This is a genomic window from Nonomuraea guangzhouensis, assembly GCF_019396345.1.
Classification (GTDB): Bacteria; Actinomycetota; Actinomycetes; order Streptosporangiales; family Streptosporangiaceae; genus Nonomuraea; species Nonomuraea guangzhouensis.
Genome location: NZ_JAHKRM010000030.1, coordinates 76,763 through 96,532, shown reverse-complemented (window position 1 = coordinate 96,532; position 19,770 = coordinate 76,763). Strand labels below are relative to the sequence as shown.

The 19,770-nt window shown below is 71.1% G+C and carries 17 protein-coding genes; 6 read left to right on the top strand and 11 right to left on the bottom strand.

Going from position 1 to position 19,770, the window contains the following annotated elements:
- Positions 1 to 54: 54 nt before the first annotated feature.
- A complete protein-coding gene (locus KME78_RS46790) occupies positions 55 to 1,386 on the bottom strand; it encodes a lanthionine synthetase C family protein (protein WP_219536429.1) in 1,332 nt (443 codons plus the stop codon).
- Complete coding sequence (locus KME78_RS46785) at positions 1,383 to 4,433, bottom strand: lantibiotic dehydratase (protein ID WP_219536428.1); 3,051 nt, start codon at positions 4,431 to 4,433, stop codon at positions 1,383 to 1,385. The genes KME78_RS46790 and KME78_RS46785 overlap by 4 nt, the downstream gene beginning before the upstream one ends.
- Positions 4,434 to 4,583: 150 nt before the next feature.
- On the opposite strand from KME78_RS46785, the gene KME78_RS46780 reads away from it, so the two are divergent.
- The 3 genes from KME78_RS46780 (at position 4,584) to KME78_RS46770 (ending at position 7,052) form a co-directional block, all read left to right on the top strand.
- A complete protein-coding gene (locus KME78_RS46780) occupies positions 4,584 to 4,763 on the top strand; it encodes a hypothetical protein (RefSeq protein ID WP_219536427.1) in 180 nt (59 codons plus the stop codon).
- A gap of 197 nt (positions 4,764 to 4,960) precedes the next feature.
- Positions 4,961 to 6,205: a lanthionine synthetase LanC family protein gene (locus KME78_RS46775; RefSeq protein ID WP_219536426.1), complete on the top strand. Its 1,245-nt coding sequence runs from the start codon at positions 4,961 to 4,963 to the stop codon at positions 6,203 to 6,205.
- Between the two features lie 67 nt (positions 6,206 to 6,272).
- Entirely contained in the window at positions 6,273 to 7,052 is a 780-nt protein-coding gene (locus KME78_RS46770) for an AfsR/SARP family transcriptional regulator (RefSeq protein WP_219536425.1), read from the top strand.
- On the opposite strand, the gene KME78_RS46765 is transcribed toward KME78_RS46770, so the two are convergent.
- From KME78_RS46765 to KME78_RS46735, 7 genes are all read right to left on the bottom strand, one after another.
- Positions 7,009 to 8,595, bottom strand: coding sequence for a Na+/H+ antiporter (locus tag KME78_RS46765; protein WP_246653434.1), 1,587 nt, complete (start codon positions 8,593 to 8,595; stop codon positions 7,009 to 7,011). The genes KME78_RS46770 and KME78_RS46765 overlap by 44 nt on opposite strands.
- A 109-nt stretch (positions 8,596 to 8,704) precedes the next feature.
- Complete coding sequence (locus KME78_RS46760) at positions 8,705 to 9,679, bottom strand: M24 family metallopeptidase (RefSeq protein WP_308127397.1); 975 nt, start codon at positions 9,677 to 9,679, stop codon at positions 8,705 to 8,707.
- Positions 9,676 to 10,587, bottom strand: coding sequence for an ABC transporter ATP-binding protein (locus KME78_RS46755; RefSeq protein ID WP_219536424.1), 912 nt, complete (start codon positions 10,585 to 10,587; stop codon positions 9,676 to 9,678). The genes KME78_RS46760 and KME78_RS46755 overlap by 4 nt, the downstream gene beginning before the upstream one ends.
- Positions 10,584 to 11,396 (bottom strand): ABC transporter ATP-binding protein, encoded by an 813-nt coding sequence (locus KME78_RS46750; protein WP_219536423.1) that lies wholly within the window; start codon positions 11,394 to 11,396, stop codon positions 10,584 to 10,586. Before KME78_RS46750 ends, KME78_RS46755 begins: the two co-directional genes overlap by 4 nt.
- Complete coding sequence (locus KME78_RS46745) at positions 11,393 to 12,268, bottom strand: ABC transporter permease (protein WP_308127396.1); 876 nt, start codon at positions 12,266 to 12,268, stop codon at positions 11,393 to 11,395. Before KME78_RS46745 ends, KME78_RS46750 begins: the two co-directional genes overlap by 4 nt.
- Positions 12,265 to 13,332 (bottom strand): ABC transporter permease, encoded by a 1,068-nt coding sequence (locus KME78_RS46740; RefSeq protein WP_219536422.1) that lies wholly within the window; start codon positions 13,330 to 13,332, stop codon positions 12,265 to 12,267. The genes KME78_RS46745 and KME78_RS46740 overlap by 4 nt, the downstream gene beginning before the upstream one ends.
- Before the next feature lie 2 nt (positions 13,333 to 13,334).
- Positions 13,335 to 14,912: an ABC transporter substrate-binding protein gene (locus KME78_RS46735; protein WP_219536421.1), complete on the bottom strand. Its 1,578-nt coding sequence runs from the start codon at positions 14,910 to 14,912 to the stop codon at positions 13,335 to 13,337.
- 107 nt (positions 14,913 to 15,019) lie between these two features.
- Between KME78_RS46735 and KME78_RS46730 the strand changes: the two genes are divergently transcribed.
- Positions 15,020 to 15,655 carry an Lrp/AsnC family transcriptional regulator gene (locus KME78_RS46730; protein ID WP_219536420.1) on the top strand — a complete coding sequence of 212 codons (636 nt, stop codon included), beginning with the start codon at positions 15,020 to 15,022 and terminating at the stop codon, positions 15,653 to 15,655.
- Between the two features lie 131 nt (positions 15,656 to 15,786).
- Here the strand turns inward: KME78_RS46730 and KME78_RS46725 are convergent, their stop codons facing one another.
- Positions 15,787 to 16,131 (bottom strand): avidin-fold protein, encoded by a 345-nt coding sequence (locus KME78_RS46725; RefSeq protein WP_308127395.1) that lies wholly within the window; start codon positions 16,129 to 16,131, stop codon positions 15,787 to 15,789.
- 279 nt (positions 16,132 to 16,410) lie between these two features.
- Between KME78_RS46725 and KME78_RS46720 the strand changes: the two genes are divergently transcribed.
- Positions 16,411 to 17,175: a bestrophin-like domain gene (locus KME78_RS46720; RefSeq protein WP_219536419.1), complete on the top strand. Its 765-nt coding sequence runs from the start codon at positions 16,411 to 16,413 to the stop codon at positions 17,173 to 17,175.
- Positions 17,176 to 17,177: 2 nt separating this feature from the next.
- Positions 17,178 to 17,735 carry a hypothetical protein gene (locus KME78_RS46715; protein ID WP_219536418.1) on the top strand — a complete coding sequence of 186 codons (558 nt, stop codon included), beginning with the start codon at positions 17,178 to 17,180 and terminating at the stop codon, positions 17,733 to 17,735.
- A 38-nt stretch (positions 17,736 to 17,773) separates the two neighbouring features.
- Here the strand turns inward: KME78_RS46715 and KME78_RS46710 are convergent, their stop codons facing one another.
- Positions 17,774 to 19,699: an ABC transporter ATP-binding protein/permease gene (locus tag KME78_RS46710; RefSeq protein ID WP_219536417.1), complete on the bottom strand. Its 1,926-nt coding sequence runs from the start codon at positions 19,697 to 19,699 to the stop codon at positions 17,774 to 17,776.
- Positions 19,700 to 19,770 lie beyond the last annotated feature (71 nt).

The window sequence follows — 19,770 nt, the reverse complement described above, 5'->3', positions numbered from 1 at the left end:
TGATCGGGCCTGTGCGGGCCTCGCCGGGGCGATTCCCCGGCGAGGCCCGTTCGGTCAGCTCAGCAGAAAGAGCGTGTCCCAGTCGGACCGTGCCTCCGCGAGGAGGCAGCTCCGCAGCGCGAGGCCGATCCCGGCCGCACCCTCGATGGCGCCGGCAACGTCGATCTCGACTCCGTGTCCGAGCGGATAGCGGAAGCCGAACGGCGACTCGGCGTCGTACAGGGCCAGCAACTGGGTGGCCGCGGTGTCGACGATGGAGCGGACCGCGCTATCTCCAGAATCCTCGGCGATCCGCCAGCTTGTCCGGAGTATCCCGGCCCACCCGTGGCACAGTGACGCACCGGAGACTCCCCAGTCCGTCACCGGCCGATCGCGCATCGCCCGCATGGCACCCACGGCGGCCTCCTCCCACGAGGAACGCCCCAGAGCCCGCCCGGCCAGTTGGAGAGCGCGGGCGATGCCGGGCGTGCCGTAGCACCAGCTCGCCCGGAACGCCGTGTCGGACCGCGGCCGGCTCCCCAGTTGCTCGGGCAGCGTCACGGTCGCCGGCCAGAACGGGCCGTGGCCGTCCTCAAGCCGCCGCTCCAGCAGCCACTCCACGATCCGCTCCATGGCGGCCTCCTGGCCGGGCACGCGAACCCCTAGCTCCATGGCGATGGCCAGCAACGACAGCGGCCCGGTGATCCCGTGCGCGACGCCCAGGTTGCCGTGGCCGAGCTCGTATCCGCCGACGTCCCTCAACGTGGGACCGCCGCCGACCCACCAGCCCGGGAGCTCGTCGCCGTCCACCACGATGGGTCGCGTGAGCTCGACCAATGAGGCGAGTACGTCGGCGACGAGATCGTGTTCCCCGCGCAGGAGGAGATACCTGCCCAGGCCGGTCAGCCCGTAGGGGATGTCGTAGTGATGAAACCCTCGAGGCCGGGTGAGCTCCTGGCGGAAGGCACGCAGCCGTCGCCGGACGACGCCGGCCACGAACGTGTCGAGTTGCCCGAGCAGCGTCGCGTAGTCACCGGGAGCGGCGGCGGTGAGGCAGGTCGCCATCGCCAGGGCGGGCAGCCCGGTCCACAGCCCGCCGCTGCCGGGCGGATCGGGCAGCGAAGCCGCCCTGGCGAGGTGCGCGTAGGCGCGCTCACGATCGCCCAGGACACCGAACAGCAGCGCGACGCCGGTGTGGCCGCCGCTCATGGACAGCGCGCCGGTGTCGATGACCCTGAGCTCGGGGGGCAGGCTGGACATGCCGGTCGCCGCGCTCGCCATCCGCCCCGGGTCGCTCAGCCCCCGGGCGATGTGGCTCAGAGCGTGCTCGGCCATGGCAACCTGGGCGTCGCGCACGGGATCACCGGGCCGCTGTCGTTGCCGGCCACCGCCATGGAGCAGGTTCATGTCCCGAACGCCTGCCGGTCGCGCGCCGCCTGCACCACGCCGCGGGCGATGGCGTAGGACGCGCTCTCCGCCTCGCGGTCGACGCCGACGAGCCGGTTGTGGTGCATGTGGAGCAGGCTGTTGACGGCCGTCGTCCAGCTCGGCTCTCCCGGGCGGAGCACCTCGCCGTACGCGGAGACCGCTCTCGACCGGGGCGCCCAGATCGCCGGCAGGTCCTTCGCGTACGGCGACGCCCGCAGCGCGGACCAGTCACCCGCCGGATCGATGAGGCGCAGGGCCGGTTCGCGGTGGCGGCGGAAGGCACGATGGTGGGCGCCCTTGGGATAGTTCGCCAGCAGCCACTGCTGCCACCCCTCGTCGCCGAGCCCGCCCAGGATGTCGACGTAGTTGGCCGCCGCGAGCACCTCGGAAGGGAGGTCGTCCATCCCGTCCAGACGGAGCCGCAGCTGGGCCAGCACGGCCTCGGAGTCGGCATGGAACACCTGCTCGGCCAGCTCCATGGCCTTCTCCCCGCCGTAGCGGGCCACCTCGGGCTCATAGGTGTCGAGCACGAGCCGCTGCGCCCGTCCCGAACCACACAGGTCCCGCGCCCAGTCATGCAGCAGCGGCAGCACGTGCCGGCCGCCGTGGAAGCGGAGCCGCAGATGCGGATCGGGGTCGGCGTACCTGAGGAAGTACCAGCGGCCGATCCGGGATCGCACCGCGTCGATCAGCGGCGGAACGGCCGTGGCCAGGAGGTCGTCATGCTGCTCGGCCGGGACGTACAGCTTGGCGTAGAGCCACTGCCCGCCCGGCAGGTGACGGGGCCGGGACGAGGTGAGGCGGACGGGGGCGCGGGGCGCGCTCGGCGGCCGGTGCCGGGGCAGGAACGGGACCACGACCTCGTTGGCGAACCCGTGCAGCCAGCCGGTGCCCGGCTCGCCCCCGCACGGTCTTTCGTGGAGCACCAGATCCGGTTGCCGGGCCAGCTCGCGCCTGAGCAGCCCGCGATGCAGTGGCGAGGTGAGGTCGAGGGTGATCCGCTGATCGCCGAGGGTGGCCTCGACCTGGTCGGGGACCGCCCATTGGGCTCGCCACTCGTCGAGCAGGCCGGGCCACTGGCCGCCCGGCTGGGCGGGGTCGCGCAGGGACGCGGGCGGCAGCCAGCGCGCCGATGCCACGACCGTCCGGCCGTACCGTACGCGCGGAAGGAACGGCAGGTGGTTCAGCGAGCCCCATTGCCAGCCGCGCCAGACACCCGTGCCCGCCTGGGAGATCTCGGCGAGCAGCCGCGCGGCGTTCGGCGCGCCCGTGTACAGGTTCATCAGATGGAACGGCATCGGCTTGATCTCGCGCCCGAGTGACAGGGACAGCACGCGGAGCCGCGCGAGGTCGGCATAGACGGCGAGGTCGTCCACCCCCAGCACGCCGGGATCGTCCGCGTAGGCACCGACGCTTACCACCTGGTCGAGGACGCGCGGCACCCGGCCGACGTTGCCCAGGCGGGTCCGGTGCGGCTGGAACGTGAGCTGCGCCGCGACCGCGCCGTCCGTAGCGGTGTGGAGATCACGCAGACCGGCGATCGGCCGCGGCGAGTCCGCGAAAAGATGCAGGAAACGGCCGAAGAACGCCCCCAGCTGCGACGATCCGGAGGCCGCCGGGATCACCAGCCGGAAGTCACCCTCGTCGAGGGCCCGAGCCGAGTTCGCCAGCACGGTCACGGGCAGCTCCATGGCCGACGGCCGCGCTTCGGTGTCGTTGACGCTGAGCCGTCGCACGTGGTCGGCCTCCAGGACGACCTCCCGGCACCCGTCCCGGCTCGCCCGCTGCGCGAGCTCGGCCAGCAGCCGGGCCCTGCCGGACGGCACCTCGGCATGCGCGGCCGGAGGCCGGGAGCCGGACGGCCGCAGATAGCCCGCCGGTGGACCAAGCCCTCTGGCCGGGTCGAGGAGCTCCTTGAGCGGCACCGGGTTGTCGATGCCGTACCGCTCCACGAACTCCTCGTGGTACTGCGACAGGTGCGCGAGCCCGGTGTCGGCCGTGATGCGCCCCAGCGTGGTGACCGCGTGCTCCAGCTCGTGCACCACCGCGACCGGGAGCGTGACGCGCGCGTCCACCCGCAGGTCCACCTGCACGGGCTGGTCGGCGGCCCGCAGCCGGTCCATGGCCGTCATGACCGTTCTGAGCTGCTCGACCCCCTCCCCAGGCGGTCGCCGCGCGTAGGTCAGCAACGCGCGGTCGATCTCGGCCAGAGCGACGGCCTCCGGCTCCCTCGCGCCGACCCGGTCCAGCACATGCCGGACCGGATCGCCGCCGTACGAAGGCGGCCGCAGGTCGGTCAGCAGGAACTCGTGCCGGACCAGCTCGGCCAGCATCGACTCGACGACCTGCTCGGACGCCTCGGGAAACTCCGCCCGCAGCAGCTCTGCCAGCTCCGCGTACGGCGTGGCCGTGCCCGCGAGCTCGCAGACCCTGCGCACCGCGGCGGAGTGCCGCACGGAGGTCTCGTGCGCGTGCCCGCCCTGGTCATCGGCGCGGATGTACGGCAGCACCAGCCGATCCCCGCGAAGCTGCGCGAGATCATTGACGACCACCCGCAGCCCCCGCAGGATCGCGGGATCCCGTTCCCACCGGCGGACAAGGGCGAGCAGCCAGTCCATGTCCGGCCGCACGGCCTTACGATGCGCGCCGCCGAGCGACACCCGCGTCCGGTCGCCGAACCCGGCGATCTCCACGCCCGCCAGCAGCCCGAAGGGCGTCGGCCGGGTGGACATGCGCAGCACGTACTTGGTCACCGCGTAGACCGTCCGGCGGAGCCTGGCATGAGAGACGTCCGCGCCGCGGTCCACCTTGTCGAGAATCCTGGCCAGGGACCGGCTGGACACCTCCAGCGCCTCGCGGACCAGCGGAGGCGCCGACACCCGTCGCAGATAGTCGATCATCCGGTCGCACTGCTCCGGATCGTCGGGATCGAGGTCCTCGAGGGTCACCGCGGCATGGCCGGCGGAAAGGGCCGGCGTACGCAGCAGGGCGAAGTCGGCCACGGCGAATTCGATTTCCTCCGGCACGGAAACCCCTTCTTTCGGTATTTCCGGCCAGATTAATCGGCCGCGCCTACCTGCCGCCTACGCGCCGCTTTCGCAGGCCGCGTAGGCGGCGCGTAAACGACACGAAGGAAGCGTGAGATACGTTCTGGATTCAACAAGGAGGAGTGGAACATGGAACAGCTTTTCGACCTGCAATTGCGCAGCCTGCCGACAAAATCCGCGGAATACGGAATCCACGACATGTCGATGACCATCGAAATGTGCAACACCCGCAATTGCCCCACCGTCAGCGGCGCCACCTGCTTCCAGACCTGTAAGGACACCTGCCAGTCGCCACCCACCGTCTGCTGAAACTCGAGGACCCGATACATGGATAACTCATTTGATCTGCAGCTACGTAGCCTGCCTGATCCAGCGGTCGCGGCGACCGTCCCGATGGCGGACACGGCGCATCAGACCCTGTGCCTGGACGGCGTGGAAGGGTGCGGCACGGTCTGGGCGACGTGTTACGACACCTGCTGCGAAGCAGGATCGAAGCTCTGCTGACCATGAACACGCTCATCGCGGTGTGCGCGCGGCAGGTCGCCGGGCAGGTGGCGGACGCGCGACTGCGCCGGCAGGCTCTGGCCACCCTGGCGCGCGTCACGGCGAAACGGCAGGCGAATACCTGGTCCGCGGCCGGGTTGTCCATGGGGGACGCGGGGCTGGGGCTCATGTCCGCGGCGTTCGCCGATCAGTTCCCGGACACCGGGTGGGAGGCGCTCGGGCAGGAGTTCCTGGCGGCGGGCCTCGACCAGGCGGGGGCGCCGGACGCGACGCTGTCGCTGTTCTCCGGCGCCGTCGGCTACGCCACGGCGGCGTGGCAGCCCGGCCTCGGTGCCCACCGCGCGTCGTTCCTGTCCTTCGAGGACCGGCTGCTGGCCAGGATGGGCGGCTTCGCGCAAGGGCTGACCGCCGACGAGCGGCCCGCGCCTCGCGGATACGACACGGTCACGGGAATCTCCGGCTGGTGCGGCTATTTACGGAGCCGCACCGGCTCGAAACAGGCCGACCGGGTCACGGCCTCGGTGGCCGACGCGCTGGTCGCGGTCCTGAGCGACGACGGACTCCCTCGGCTGAGCTACCGGCTCCGGCCGGGGGAGGGCGCGAGGCTGGTCGACTGCGGCCTGGCGCACGGTGTGGCAGGACCGCTCGCGGCGCTGTCGCTGCTCGACCGGCACCACCGCTTCCAGCGGCCCGACGTCGAGGCCGCCATCCACTGGGGCGCCCGGTGGCTGATGGCTCAGGCCGGGGCCGAGGGCGGGGTGGTCCTCTGGCCGGATGCCGTCGAACTGGGTCCGAGCGGCAGGTGCGACCGGCCGCGGGTCAACGCCGGATCCTGGTGCCACGGCGGCTCGGGCATCGCCCGCGCGCTCTACCTGGCCGGCGCCGCCGTCGGAGCGCCGCGCTATCAGGAGTTCGCGGTGGACGCCTTCCTGACCCACTGCGCGCTACCGCCGTGGCTGCCCTCGCCCAACCTCTGCCACGGTACGGCCGGACAGCTCCTCATCACGTTGGCCTTCGCCCACGACACCGGCCAGCCTGCTTTCCGGCACGCCGTTCAGCGGCTGGTCGGCGAACTGTTCAACCGCTACCGCTCCGACTCGCTCCTCGGCTACCTCGACGTAGAGGACAACGGGGTGGCGGTCGACCATCCCGGCCTGCTCAGAGGGGCCGCCGGTGTGGCGCTCGCCCTGCTGTCCGCCGCCGCCGAAGAGCCGCTCTCCTGGTCCCGGCTCCTGCTGATCGACTGAGGCGGCGTCAGCGTGGCGTCAGTGGGCGGACAGCGCCAAGACGCTGGAATCGGTCACAGTCGTTCCCATGAGGAGCGTTCTCCGGTTCGAAGTGCTCGGACCGCTCAAGGTCGTCCGGGACGGGCGGGTCGTCGCGGTGCCGGCCGCCAAGCAGCGCACGATTCTGGCCAGTCTCGCGTTGGCCGCCGGCCACCCGGTAACCGTGCGCACATTGATCGAACGCGTGTGGGACGACGAGCCGCCGGCCGGCGCGCGGTGCGCCATTCAGGTGTACATCTCGAGGCTGCGGCAGATTCTCGGCGACGACCACGGGATTCACCATTCCGGGCACGGTTATCTGCTGGACGGTGAGGTGGACATCGTCGAGTTCGAAACGCTGTGCGCGCGGGCCGGAATGGCGGGTGAGGACCGGATGCTGGGTCTTCTCCGGCAGGCGGTGGCATTGTGGCACGACCCGCTGCTGTCGAATGTGCCGTCGATGACATTGCACGACCAGGTGGTCCCCGCCTTGACGGAGCGCTGCCTTCAGGCGAGTGAGCAGCGTTTCGAGCTCGAACTGGCGCACGGCAACCATCATGAACTCATCGCCGAGCTCATCGCGGTCACCCGGCGGCACCCGCTGCGCGAGCGGCTCAACAGCCAGTTGATGCGCGCCCTCTACCTGGCCGGGCGGCAGGCCGAAGCGCTCGATGCCTACCGTTCGCATGCCCGGCACCTGCGGGCGGAGTTCGGGCTCGATCCGGGGGAGCGGCTGGCCGCGCTGCATCAGTCGATCCTCACCGGGCAGCCTGCCGGCCCGACGGTCAGTGCAGGCTCCGCGCGTCGAGCAGGCGCAGCACCCGGATGACCACCTCTGGGTCGGCGCTCGGGTCACGTCGCGCGTCGAGCACCGCCTGACGGGCGGCGGACAGCATCTCCGACTCGACTCGCCTGACCGTCCGCACCCGCTCGGCGCGTTGCTCGTAGGCCGCGCGCCGCTCGGCGTCGGCGGCCTCGGCGCTGATCCGCATGCCGATGTCCGTCATCCGCTTGGCGAGCAGCTCCACCACCTCCTCGGGCAGGTCCTCGGCCTCGTCGATCTCCTTGAGCCGCCGCCTGGCCGCGGTCGCCGCGCTGATGGCCAGCCGCCGCTCCAGGTCCCGCTCGGCCGCGGTGTCGGACTTGACGCCCAGTTTGGACACCAGCCAGGGCAGCGTCAGCCCCTGTACGACCAGCGTGACCAGGATGACCGCGAACGCGATGAACACCAGCACGGCCCGCTGCGGGAACGGTGACCCGTCATCGGTCCGCAGCGGGATCGCCAGGACGAGCGCCACAGAGGCGACGCCACGCATGCCCGCCCACCACATGACGACCGTCTCGCGCCAGCTCAGCGGCACCTCCGACTCGTCGTCCCCGGCCCGGCGGGTCTTCCTGGCCAGCCAGGCGGCCGGCAGCAGCCAGGCCAGCCGTACCACCACCACGACGCCCACCACGGCGGCGCTCCAGCCGAGCGCCTGGCCCAGTCGCCCGCCGAGCGTGCCGAACACGGTGTGCAGCTCCAGCCCGATCAGCCCGAACGCCACCCCCGTGACGAGCGTGTCGACGATCTGCCAGAACGTCGCCGAGGCGAACCTGCCTTTCACGTCGTCGGCGTCCGACATGTGCTCGCTCAGGTAGAACGCCGTGGTCAGCACGGCCAGCACCCCCGAGCCGTGCCACCTGTCGGCCAGCGCGTAGCTCACGAACGGCACCAGCAGCGACAGCCCCACCTGCAGCGTGGCGTCGCCGAGCACGGCCATCAGCCGACCGGCCAGCCAGCCGAGCGCCAGACCCACCGCGACCGCCACCACCGCCGACAGCACGAACTCGCCCAGCGCGCCCGGCCACCAGAAGACACCGGTGACCGCCGCCGTGATCGCCACCTTGTAGAGCACGATCGCCGTGACGTCGTTGAACAGGCCCTCGCCCTCCAGCAGCGACACCAGCCGTCTGGGCAGCCCCAGCCGGCCCGCCACCACCGTGGCCGCCACCGGGTCGGGCGGCGCCACCAGCGCGCCGAGCGCCGCCGCGGCCGCGATCGGCAGGCCCGGGATGAGCGCGTGCGCCGTCACCGCCACGGCCGCCGTCGTCACGAACACCAGCGCCACGGCGAGCAGGAAGATCGGCTGCCAGTTCGCCGCGAACTGCCGCCACGACGTCCGCCGCACGGCCGCGTACAGCAGAGGAGGCAGCAGCAGCGGCAGCACGATGTCGGGCGGTACGTCCACGTCCGGCACGAACGGCAGCAGGGCCAGCACGATGCCGAGCAGCGTCATCAGAACCGGCGACGGCAACCCGAGCCGGTCGCCGAGCGGCACCGTGATCAGCGCGCCCAGCAGGATGAGCATGAGCAGCACGAACTGGTCCAAGAGGCCCTCCGATGATCCCCCGCATCAGCCTAGACGGGTGGCCGGAGGAGCTCGCGGACGGCCTCGGTGAAGCGTCAGCGGCGGGGGCCGTCCGCAAGATCCGATGGCGTCAGCGGTCGAGGACGTGCAGGGTGTGGTGGCCGGAGCCGAGGGCGACCGGGCCCTCCGCCGTCATGGCGACCACGTCGGCCACCCGGGCGCCGAACAGGTCCGGCACGTAGATCGCGGGCTCCAGGCACAGGGTCATCCCCGGCTCCAGCGGCGTGTCGTCACCGGGCACGACGCGCGGCCCCTCATCGTGGCCCAGCCCCACCCCCCGGCCGAAGTGGGCGGCGGCGAACCGGCCGTACCCGCTGCCGTCGATCACGTCCCTGACCGCCCCGGCCACGCTCTCGGCGGTGGCCGCCGGCCGTGCCGAGCGGAGGGCGGCGGCCCGCGCGGCGAGCACCACCGAGTACATGGCCTCGAAGTCCTCCGGCGGCTCGGCGACGGCGAACACGCGCGCCACCTCCGCGCAGTAGCCGTTCCATCGGCCGCAGAGCGAGACCAGCAGCGCGTCACCGGGGTTGATCACCCGGCCGCCGGGCTGGTGCGCGGGACGCGCGGTGTGCTCGCCCGCCGCGACCCGCAGCGACAGGACCTCCTCGCAGCCGCTCTCCAGCAGCAGCCGCCGCAGCCGAGCGGCCATCGCGCGCTCGGTGGCGCCGAACCAGGCCAGCTCCCGGGCCTGCCCGAGCACCGATTCCGCGGCCACGACGGCCCGCTGGACCGCCTCGATCTCGTCCGGCCGCTTGCGCAGCCGCAGCGGCGCCAGTACGGCCGTGGCCGGCACCAGTTCGGCCTCGATCGTGAGCCCGAACAGCTCGCGGACCCGCATCTCGGGGTCCACGCCGACCCGCCGCGCCGCGCGGGGCACGAGCGGGCCGGGATCGGCGGTCTCGGCGACCATGTCCAGGGTGACGACGAGGAATGCCTCGCCCTGCCCGCCCAGGAACCTGAAGTCGGGCGAGGGCCGCAGCACCAGGGCGTCGACCTCGGCCTCGACCATGGCCGCCCGCACGGCGTCCAGGATGGGTCCGGTCACGTCGCGGGCTCGTGCAGCCAGCAGGCGACCGGTCCGAAGTCGGGCTCCTTGTCCCGGCAGACGTCCATGACCTGCGGGCAGCGCGGGTTGAACCGGCAGCCCCGCGGCGGGTGCGCCGGATCCGGCACGTCACCGGGCAGCTCGGCGGGCAGCACGCCCATCCCGTCGGGCTTGGGGATGGCGCGCAGCAGCGCCTGTGTGTACGGATGCCGCGGGTTCGCCCACACCTCGGCCGTGTTGCCCACCTCGACGATCTTACCGAGGTACATGACCGCGATCCGGTCGGCGATCAGCCGCACCACCGACAGGTCGTGGCTGATGAACAGCAGTCCCGCCCCCGAGTCCACGGCCAGGTCGCGCATGAGGGTGGCGACCTGCGACTGGGCCGAGGCGTCCAGCGCCGAGATGGGCTCGTCGCCGATCAGCAGCCGGGGCCGGGCCGCCAGCGCCCTGGCGATCGCGATGCGCTGCCGCTGCCCGCCGGAGAACTCGTGCGGGTGCCGGCCCGCGAAGTCACGCGGCAGCCCGACGCGTTCCAGCAGGTCGGCGGGCACGGTGGCGGTGTCGCGTGAGGTACGGAGCCCGTCGGCGATCTGGTCGCCCACGCGGCGGCGCGGGTTCAGCGACGCGTACGGGTCCTGGAACACCATCTGGATGCCCGTCAGCTTCCGCTTGCGCAGCCCGAGCGGCGTGACCGGTTGCCCGTCGAACGTGATCGACCCCTCGGTGACCGGGTTGAGCCCGCAGACCGCGCGGGCCAGCGTCGACTTGCCGCAGCCGGACTCGCCGACCAGGCCGACGACCTCACCGGGGCCGACGGCCAGGCTCGCCCCCGCGACCGCCCGGACGATCGGGCGCCCGGGGGAGCGGTGCTCGACGACCAGATCGTCGATCGCCAGCAGGGTCATGAGTCCTCCGAACGGGGGCCGGGAGCGGGCTCGGCGTCGGGCAGCGAGGCTTCGGGCAGCGAGTCGAGCAGGGAGCGGGTGTACGGGTGGGCTGGTTCGCGCAGCACCTGCCCGCGGGGCCCCGTCTCCACGACCAGGCCGTCCTTCATCACGCTCACCTCGTCCGCCACCGCCGACATGACGCCCAGGTCGTGGGTGACGAGCAGCACGGCCAGCCCCAGCTCGTCGCAGAGCCCGCGCAGCAGCCGCAGCACGCCCGCCTGCACGGTCACGTCCAGCGCGGTCGTCGGCTCGTCGGCGATCAGCACCTTGGGCGAGCAGGCCAGCGCGATGGCGATCGCGATGCGCTGCCGCATGCCGCCGGAGAACTGGTGCGGGAAGCGCCCGTACGCCTCCTCGGCCCCGGGGATGCGTACCTTGCCGAGCAGTTCGACGGCCCGCCGCCGGGCCTCCCACCTGTCGAGGCCGAGGTGGTGGCGCATGTGCTCGGTGAGCTGCTTGCCGATGGTCAGCATCGGGTGCAGGCTCGTGGCCGGGTCCTGGAAGACCATGGCCACCTCGCCGCCGCGTACCCGGTTCAGCTCCTTCGGCGGCAGCGTGAGCAGCTCACGGTCGCCGAGCGCGATGCTGCCCGTGGTCCGCGAGCCGTGCGGCAGCAGGCCCAGGACGGCCAGGCCGGTCATGGTCTTGCCGGAGCCGCTCTCGCCCGCCAGCCCGTGCACCCGCCCCTGCCGCAGCGACAGGTCCACGCCGCGCAGGATCTCCTTGCCGCCGATGCTCACCTTCAGATCGGTGATGTCCAGGGTCACAGCGCACGCTCCTTGATGGCGCGGGCCGTACGGGGGTCGAGGGCGTCCCGCAGCGTGTCGCCGAGGAAGTTGAAGGCCAGCACCACGGTCAGGATCGCCAGGCCGGGGAAGGTCGCCACCCACCAGCTGTCGAAGACCTCCACGCCGGAGGCCACCATCGCGCCCCACTCCGGAGACGGCGGCTTGGCCCCGAGGCCGAGGAACGACAGCCCCGACAGCAGCAGCAGCGCGGTGCCGATGTCGAGGGTGGCCAGGACGAGCACCGGGCCCGTCACGTTCGGCAGCACGTCCACGCGGAGCGAGCGCCAGGCCGAGAAGCCCAGCAGCCGCCCGCTCAGCACGAACTCCCGCTCCCGCACGCCGAGCACCAGCCCGCGGGTCACGCGGGCGTAGGCGGGCCAGGCCACCACGAGTACGGCCAGCACCGCGTTGGTCAGGCTGGCCCCGAGCGCCGCGGCCACCACCATGGCCAGGATGACCGTCGGGAAGGCGAACACCAGGTCCGCCACCCGCATGATCGTCTCATCCACCCATCGACCGAAATATCCGGCGCAGGCGCCGAGCAGGCCGCCGACCAGCACCGACAGCGCCACCAGCATCAGCGTCAGCGGGATCGACACCCGCGCGCCGTGCATGACCCGGCTGAGGATGTCACGGCCGAGCTGGTCCGTGCCGAACCAGTGCCCGGGCCCGGGGGCGGCCAGCCGCGGCAGGTCCTGGGCCAGCGGGTCGTGCGGCGCGAGCACCGGCGCGGCCAGCGCGACCACGAGCCAGGCGATCGCGATCACGCCGCCGATGACGGCCAGCGGCTGCCGCCACGCATGGGGGAGCCGCCCGGTCAGGCCCTTGCGGGCCAGGGGATCCCGTTTCACTGAAGCCTCACTCGGGGATCGATGACGCCGTACAGCACGTCCACGATCAGGTTGATGACGAGGTACACGACGCCGACCACGAGTCCGACGCCCATGACGGCGGGCAGGTCGAGGGTGGTGGCGCTCTTGTAGGCGTACTGGCCGACGCCCGGCCAGGCGAAGATCGCCTCGACCAGGACCGTACCGGACAGCAGGCTGCCGAACGCCAGGCCCGCGACCGTGATGATCGGCACCAGCGCCGAGCGCAGCACGTACCGGAACAGGATCGTCCGGCCGGGCAGGCCCTTGGCCCTGGCCGCCCGCACGTAGTCCTGGCCGAGGACCTCCAGCACGGCGGAGCGGGTGAAGCGGGTGAGCAGCCCGATCGTGTACAGGGCCAGCACGAGGGCGGGCGTGATCAGGTGGCCGACGGCCGAGCCGAAGATGTCCCACCGGCCCGCGAGCAGCGCGTCCACGGTCTGCAGGCCGGTGACGGCCGGGGCCGAGCCCAGGGCCGCGTCGACCCTGCCGCTGCCCGGGGTGATCTGCAGCCGGTAGAAGAACACGTAGAACGCCACCAGCGCCAGCCAGAACGTCGGCACCGAGATGCCGATCAGGCTCAGCACCCGCAGCGCGTGGTCCGACAGCCGGTCCCTGCGCAGCGCGGCGATCACGCCGAACGCCACACCGAGCACGAGCGAGACCAGGATCGCCGCCCCGGCCAGCTCCAGCGTCGCCGGCACGAACTCGGCCAGGTCCTGACTCACCGGCCGATGACTCTGCTGGCTGGTGCCGAGGTCGCCGTGGACGACGCCTTGGAGGTGCAGCAGGTACTGCTCCCAGAGCGGCTTGTCCAGGCCGTGCTGGGAGCGCCACTGCGCGACGATGGCCGGGTCGCCCAGGGCGCGCTGACCCAGGTTCGCGGCCACCGGGTCACCGGGCACCAGGTTCGTCAGTACGAACGTCACCAGCGTGATGCCCCAGGCCAGCAGGAGCGCCAGGAGGATGCGCCGGATCAGGAACCGGGCGAGGGGGTGCGCCCCGCGCCGCCGGGGCGCGCGGGGCGTGTCGTCCGTGGCGGGCATGCTTACTTCGCGCCCAGGCGGGCGACGTCGACGGTCCAGACCGGGTGGTACTCCAGGCCGGTCACCGAGGCGGCCGTCACGATGTTCTGGCCCGGCTGGATCAGCGGGATGAACGGGCCCGAGGCGTTCAGCTTCGTCTGCACGTCGGCGTACGCCTGCTTGCGCGCGTCGTCGCCGATCGCCGTCGCGGCCTTCTCACCCGCGGCCTCGATCTCCTTGGCCGCGCCGGCCTTCCAACCGGCGCGCAGGCCCACCGTCTTGCCCGGCAGGAAGGCCAGGTAGTCGCTGGGGTCCGGGTAGTCCGGGCCCCAGTACCACAGGCCCAGCTCCTCCTTGCCGTTGCGGTAGTTGTCCAGCGCGGTGGTGACCGGCGCGGGCTGCAGGTCCACCGTGATGCCGACCTCCTTGAGGTTGGCCTGGATCCGCTCGGCCAGCGGCTGGAACGACAGGCCGTTCACGGTCAGCTCGCTCGGGTACTCCAGCTTCACCGTGGGGTTGGCCACGCCGCTCGCGGCCAGGGCCGCCTTGGCGCCCTCGACGTCGCGCTTGGCCGCCTGGTCGGCGGGCAGCGCGCCCAGCAGCTGCGACGGGATCACACCGGGCGCCTGCGTGGAGCCCTCACCGGCCAGCTCCAGCAGGCCCGCGTAGTCGACGCCCTTGCGCACGGCCTCGACGAACTTGGCGTTCGGCGTGGTCTTGCTGACCTTGTCGTCCTGGTTGGCCAGCAGGAAGATCACGTTGGCCGAGGCGGTCTTCTTGACCTGCAGGTTCGCCGGCATGCCGGTCACCTGGTCGCCCGACAGGTTGAGCGCCACCTGGCTGTCGCCGCGCTGGACGTTCAGCTTCTGGGTGGCGGCCTCGACGTTGCGGATGACGACCTTGTCGTAGGCGGGCTTGGTGCCGTAGTACTTGGCGTTCGCCTTCAGCACGACCTGGCTGCTCACGTTGAACGACTCGATCGTGTACGGGCCCGACCCGGCGGCGGCCGAGTTCAGGTACTGCTCGGCCTTGTCCTGCGCGTCCGCGGTCGCGCCGTGCTGCTTGGCGAGCTTGCTGTTGATGATGCCGAGCGCCGGGTTGGGCAGGATGAACGGCAGCGCGGGGTTGGCCGCCTTGGAGGTCAGCGTGACCGTCGAGTCGTCCACCTTGGCCACCTCGACGCCGTCGAGCAGGAACGACGGAGTGCCCTTCATGTCACGCACCCGGGTCAGCGAGAACACCACGTCGTCCGCGGTGACGGGGGAGCCGTCGGCGAACGTCGCGCCCTGCTTGAGCTTGAGCGTGAGCACCTTGCCGTCCTTGGACAGCTCGTACGACTCCGCCAGCGCCGGGACCGGCTTGGTCACGTCGGCGCCCTCGAAGGTGAGCAGCGTCTCGTAGATCGCCTTCTCCACGAACAGGCCCGTCGGCTCGTACGTGCGCCCGGGGTCGGCCGTCTTGAGGTCGAAGGAGGTGTCGATCACCAGGGTCTTGCCGCCGCCACCCTGGGCGGCGGGGGTCTGGGAACCGCCGCTTCCGCAGGCGGCGAGGGCGAGTGCACCGGCGAGCAGCACAGCCGCCGTCTGCGAGCGGGTCGCCATTGAGTCCTCCAGTTGGACGATTGGCCGAAAGATGCCGAGGATTGTCCGGCAGAACGTCCAGGCGCTGTGCGGTCGCTGAGACGTATATAAATAGGCCGGGGGTAACTATGAGTGAAATTTCCAGAAATGGTGCCGGTGCTAGTGGTCAGCCTGGACGGATCGGCATCGGCCTCGAGCTCGACGCCGTCCATATGAAGATCCTCGAGGTCCTGCGGGAGAACGGCAGGATCTCGGTCTCGGCACTGGCCGAGCGGGTGGGCATCTCCCGGGCCAACGCGTACACCCGGTTCGAGGCGCTGCGCGCCGACGGCGCGATCAAGCGGTTCACCGCCGAGATCGACCACGTCAGGACCGGGCTCGGCATCACCGCGCTGATCTTCGTGACCGTACGGCAGCAGATGTGGAAGCAGTTCAGGGCGGAGCTGGCCAGGATGCCCGAGGTGGAGTACTGCGCGATCACCACCGGCCAGCACGACGCGATGATCCAGGTGCGGATGTCGGACGTGGCCGAGGTGCACGCCATGGTGACCGACCGGCTGGCCAACATCCCGGCCGTGAAGGCGACCGAGACGGTCTTCATCCTGGACGAGGTGCTCAGACGGCCGTACGTGCTGCCCAGCGATCGTGACAAGGCCCGTCCGGTACGGCGGGCGGCCCAAGAAGCATCCGGCGACGTGCCGCTCGGCAAGATGCGCTTCGTCGGCGCCGCGGAGGGCAGGGCCGCCCTGCGCAAGGACGGCTGACCGGCACCGGCTGACCGGCACCGGCCGAGCTTCACCGGGCGACCTTTGCCGGGCGACCCGTCGGCCCGGTCGGGCGACCCTTCGGCCCGGTCGGGCGACCCTTCGGCCCGGTCGGGCGGGGCCTTGGTCGGTCAGGTGGTGACGACCTCCGTGCACACGCTGACGTGCCGGGTGTCGTCGCCCTCGAACTGGAACTCCTCGATCAGGCGCAGCCGGCCGTCGGCGTCGGTCTCGATGCGGCTGTTGCTCTGGCCGCCCGCCTTGCCACCGGCCTTGAGCGCGTGCGCGTAGGCGATGGAGACGACGTCGCCGTCCCTGGTGCCGACGAAACGGCCGTGCGTGACGGTGTCGCCGGTGTAGCTGCCCCACACCACCCCGTCGGCCTCCCAGTAGTCGAACGCGGTGGGCTGCTCCGGGTCCACCGCGCTCGCCGTCGAACTCACCATCACGAATCTGCGGCCGTTGAGAAGGTTCACGCCGCCCATGGTCCCGATATTTCATGACACGGAGAGTCAGGCTGGACATTTCTCTCCCCGCCCCATGATCTCGTCGGCGATCCGTCCAGCCACCGGAGCTACGAATCGGGACTTGTCACGAATTCGGCTCTCCAGGACCGGACTGACCGGTGACCTCACCTTCGCGCCCGGCCGTGACCCATCGGTGACGTCCTGTACCGCAATGTATCCCCTGAGTAGCCATGCTATCTGTGATAGTAATGTCACGCTCAGTGTCCGGTGGGGATTGGGGAGATCCTTATGCTGCAATACATCGTCGCGGCCGTGGCCGCGGTAGGCGTGGTAGCTGTCGCCGCCACGCTGTTCCGGCTCGCGAAGAAGGGCAGCGACGACAACGACGCCGGCGGACCGTCGGCCGGGCACGCGGGCGCGATGCTGTCCGCCATGTTCCTGCTGGTCTTCGCCATCGCGATCATCGTGCCGTGGACCACCGCCGACACCGCGTCCCAGAACACGCAGACCGAGAGCCAGGCCGCCGTGGAGGCCTACTGGTCGGCCTCCGGCCTGCCCGGCACCGCCCCCGCCCTGGTGCGCGCCGGCCTGCGCGACTACATCACGTTCATCGTCAAGGACGAGTGGCCCGTCATGCAGCGTGGCTCGATGGATCCCGTCGGCACGGAGCGGCTCGACGCGCTCCGGGCCCGCGTCGACGCGCTGCAGGTGACCACGGACCAGAAGGAGGCCAGGACCGCGGTGCTCGACCACCTCGCGGCGATCGCCGCCGCCCGGGCCCAGCGCACCGCCGACGCGGCCGCGACCCCACCCGACGGACTGCTGGCCCTGACGATCATCACCGGCCTGCTGGTCGTCCTGTTCCCGTTCCTGGCCGGGGCCAGGCCGCGCGGCCTGGCGCTCCTGCCGGTGGTGGCGATGGCCGCGATGCTCGGCTTCGGCATCTACCTCACCTGGGACATCTCCCACGCCTTCAACGGCCCGCTGGCCGTGGAGCCTGAGGCGTACAAGAGCGCGCTGCAGGAGTTCGCGCGGATATCCGGAGGCGTCTGACCGTGGGCGCCTGGCGCATGCCGCTGCTCCTGGCGGGCACGCTGTTGGCGCTGTCCGCGGGCGCTCCCGCCGCGGCCGACCCGGAGCCCGGCGACTCGACCGTGAGCGTCAGCGCCGACGTGAGCGTCTGTGTGGACGTGCCGCTGGTGAGTGTGCACATCGGGCGATGCGGGTCGCCGGCCGCGAACCCACCGCCGCCGGAAGCCGTCCCGAACCCACAGCCCGTCGTCACTCCGAAGGCGACACCCAGGGTCCGAGTCGTGATCACTCCTCGCCCCGCGCAACCCAAGCCGACTCCGAAACCGACCTCTCGTCCGACCCCCAACCGCGTGCGGGTGCCCGCCGTCGTACCCGCGCCCGTCCGCGCCAAGCCGACTCCGAAACCGAAACCCGAACCGACGATCAAGCCGACCCCCAAGCCCACGGCGACCTACGTCCGCGCCAAGCGCGTCGTGCCGCCGCGGCCGCGGAAGAACCCGCTGGGCACGGTGCTGTTGATGGTGGTCCTGACGACGGCCATCGCCTCCACCACTGCTGTGGCGTTCGCGGCCGTACGATAAATCCGGCGAACATCGTACGCACGGGCGGGACTCCAGCCTCATGGAGTCCCGCCCGTTCTCGTGCCATCTCCCAGCGGACCGAAGCGCCATTCGCCTTCGCCGAGCAGTTCGAGTTCGTGGGTGTGGTGCTGCTCGACCGTCGAGCGGTGGCTGACGCTGACGACGATGGTGTCGGGCAGCTCTGACCGCACCAGTTGATAGAGCATGAACTCCAGGGCCTCGTCCAACGCCGAGGTCGACTCGTCCATGAACACCACCTTCGGCTTCGTCAACAGAATCCGGGCGAACGCGATCCGCTGCTGTTCGCCCGGGGAAAGCACCTTGGCCCAGTCCTGCACCTCGTCGAGCCGGTCCACGAGGTGCGACAGCGCGACCTTGCGCAGGGTGTCGCGCAGGGTCTCGTCATGGACGCTGCCTTCTTTGCCGGGATAGGTGACGACAGCGCGCAGGTCACCCAGCGGCACGTAGGGCAGCTGCGACAGGAACATCGTCTCGTTGGGTCCGCACGGTCGCGTCAGCGTGCCGGTGGTGAACGGCCACAACTCGGCGAGACTGCGCAACAGCGTGGTCTTGCCGACGCCGGATGGTCCGGTGACGACCAACGTGTCACCCGCTTCGAGCCGCATGTCGAGCGGATTGATCAACTGCCGTCCGTCGGGGGTGCGGACCTCGACGGCCTCGAGCCGGACCAGCCCGTCGTCGCTGGGCAGCGTCGTCACCTCCGGCAGCGCCCTGGCCTCTTCGTTGGCGACGACCAGACCGTGCAGCCGGATGATCGCCGCCCGGTACCCGGCGAAGGCGTCGTAGGCGTTCCGGAAGAACGAGAGGCCGTTCTGGATCTCGTTGAACGCCGAGGCCGACTGGGTGAGATCGCCGAGGCGGATCTCGGCGGCGAACAGCCGCGGCGCCTGCAGGATGTAGGGCAGGGGCACGATGCTCTGGCTGATCGAGTAGTTCCAGGCGTTGAAGCCGATGGTCCTGTTCAGATACCGCTTGTAGTTGGCGACGACGGGGACGAACAGGCGCCGCAGCCCTGAGCGCTCGGCGAGCTCGCCGCGGTAGAACGCGACCGCCTCCGCCGCGTCGCGCAGGCGCACCAGGGCGTAGCGGAACGCCGCGTTGAACATCTCGTTCCGGAAGGCCAGCCAGATGATCGGCTTGCCGATCCAGAAGGCGATGACGGAGGCGATGAGGACGTAGACCAGCCCGATCCAGAACATCGCCCTGGGGATCTCGCTCCCGAAGAGGGAGAGCGTCCCCGAGAGATTCCACAGGATCGCCGTGAACGACACGATCGAGGTGACCGCGGAGATCGCGCCGAACAGCAGCGTGCTGGCCGTCCCTCCGTTGCTCGGCAGGTTGGGCAGCGGTCCGAATCCGGCGGTGACCAGGTCGATGTCGGACTGGATACGCTGGTCCGGGTTGTCGATGGTGTCGTCGATGAATCGCGACCGGTAGTAGGCCCGGCCGTCGAGCCAGTCTCCGGTCAGCCGGTCGGTGAGCCAGACGCGCCAGGCCAGCACGAACCGCTGGAGCAGGAACAGATCCAGCAGCAGCCGGGCGATGTGGATCGCCGCCAGGACGCAGAAGACCCACAGGGACATCCAGAAGCCGTGTACGCCGGAGTCTTTCACCGGAGTGTTGTTGACGGCGATGCCCTGAACCGCGACCTGGAGGCTGGACAGCATGTCGTTGCCCTGGTAACTGAGCAGCACGGTCAACCGGACGCCGGCCACCACCGACACCAGGATGGCGCCGAGCCAGAGCCAGACCTTGACGCTCCCCGGGCCGGTGAAGTGGGCGCCGGTGATGCGCCAGAATTGCCTGCCCCACGTCGTGCAGAGGCCGATCAGCACGAGGACCGCCAACGTGCATACGGCGGCGATCGCCCAGGCTTCGGCGATCCACACCAGCGAGGCCCAGACCTCAGAGCCCCAGTCGAGCGACGGGGTGAACAACTCCATTCCGGCAACGTATAGGCACAGAGCGCGACGATCGCTCTGGAGAACCCGACTCGCGGGAGGGAGTCGTTCGA

What these genes read in the sequence shown, in the direction of transcription:
- KME78_RS46790 (WP_219536429.1), bottom strand. Translation starts at nt 1,386, where the DNA reads ATGAACCTGCTCCATGGCGGTGGCCGGCAACGACAGCGGCCCGGTGAT.
- KME78_RS46780 (WP_219536427.1), top strand. Translation starts at nt 4,584, where the DNA reads ATGGAACAGCTTTTCGACCTGCAATTGCGCAGCCTGCCGACAAAATCC.
- KME78_RS46775 (WP_219536426.1), top strand. Translation starts at nt 4,961, where the DNA reads ATGAACACGCTCATCGCGGTGTGCGCGCGGCAGGTCGCCGGGCAGGTG.
- KME78_RS46770 (WP_219536425.1), top strand. Translation starts at nt 6,273, where the DNA reads ATGAGGAGCGTTCTCCGGTTCGAAGTGCTCGGACCGCTCAAGGTCGTC.
- KME78_RS46755 (WP_219536424.1), bottom strand. Translation starts at nt 10,587, where the DNA reads ATGACCCTGCTGGCGATCGACGATCTGGTCGTCGAGCACCGCTCCCCC.
- KME78_RS46740 (WP_219536422.1), bottom strand. Translation starts at nt 13,332, where the DNA reads ATGCCCGCCACGGACGACACGCCCCGCGCGCCCCGGCGGCGCGGGGCG.
- KME78_RS46735 (WP_219536421.1), bottom strand. Translation starts at nt 14,912, where the DNA reads ATGGCGACCCGCTCGCAGACGGCGGCTGTGCTGCTCGCCGGTGCACTC.
- KME78_RS46730 (WP_219536420.1), top strand. Translation starts at nt 15,020, where the DNA reads ATGAGTGAAATTTCCAGAAATGGTGCCGGTGCTAGTGGTCAGCCTGGA.
- KME78_RS46720 (WP_219536419.1), top strand. Translation starts at nt 16,411, where the DNA reads ATGCTGCAATACATCGTCGCGGCCGTGGCCGCGGTAGGCGTGGTAGCT.
- KME78_RS46710 (WP_219536417.1), bottom strand. Translation starts at nt 19,699, where the DNA reads ATGGAGTTGTTCACCCCGTCGCTCGACTGGGGCTCTGAGGTCTGGGCC.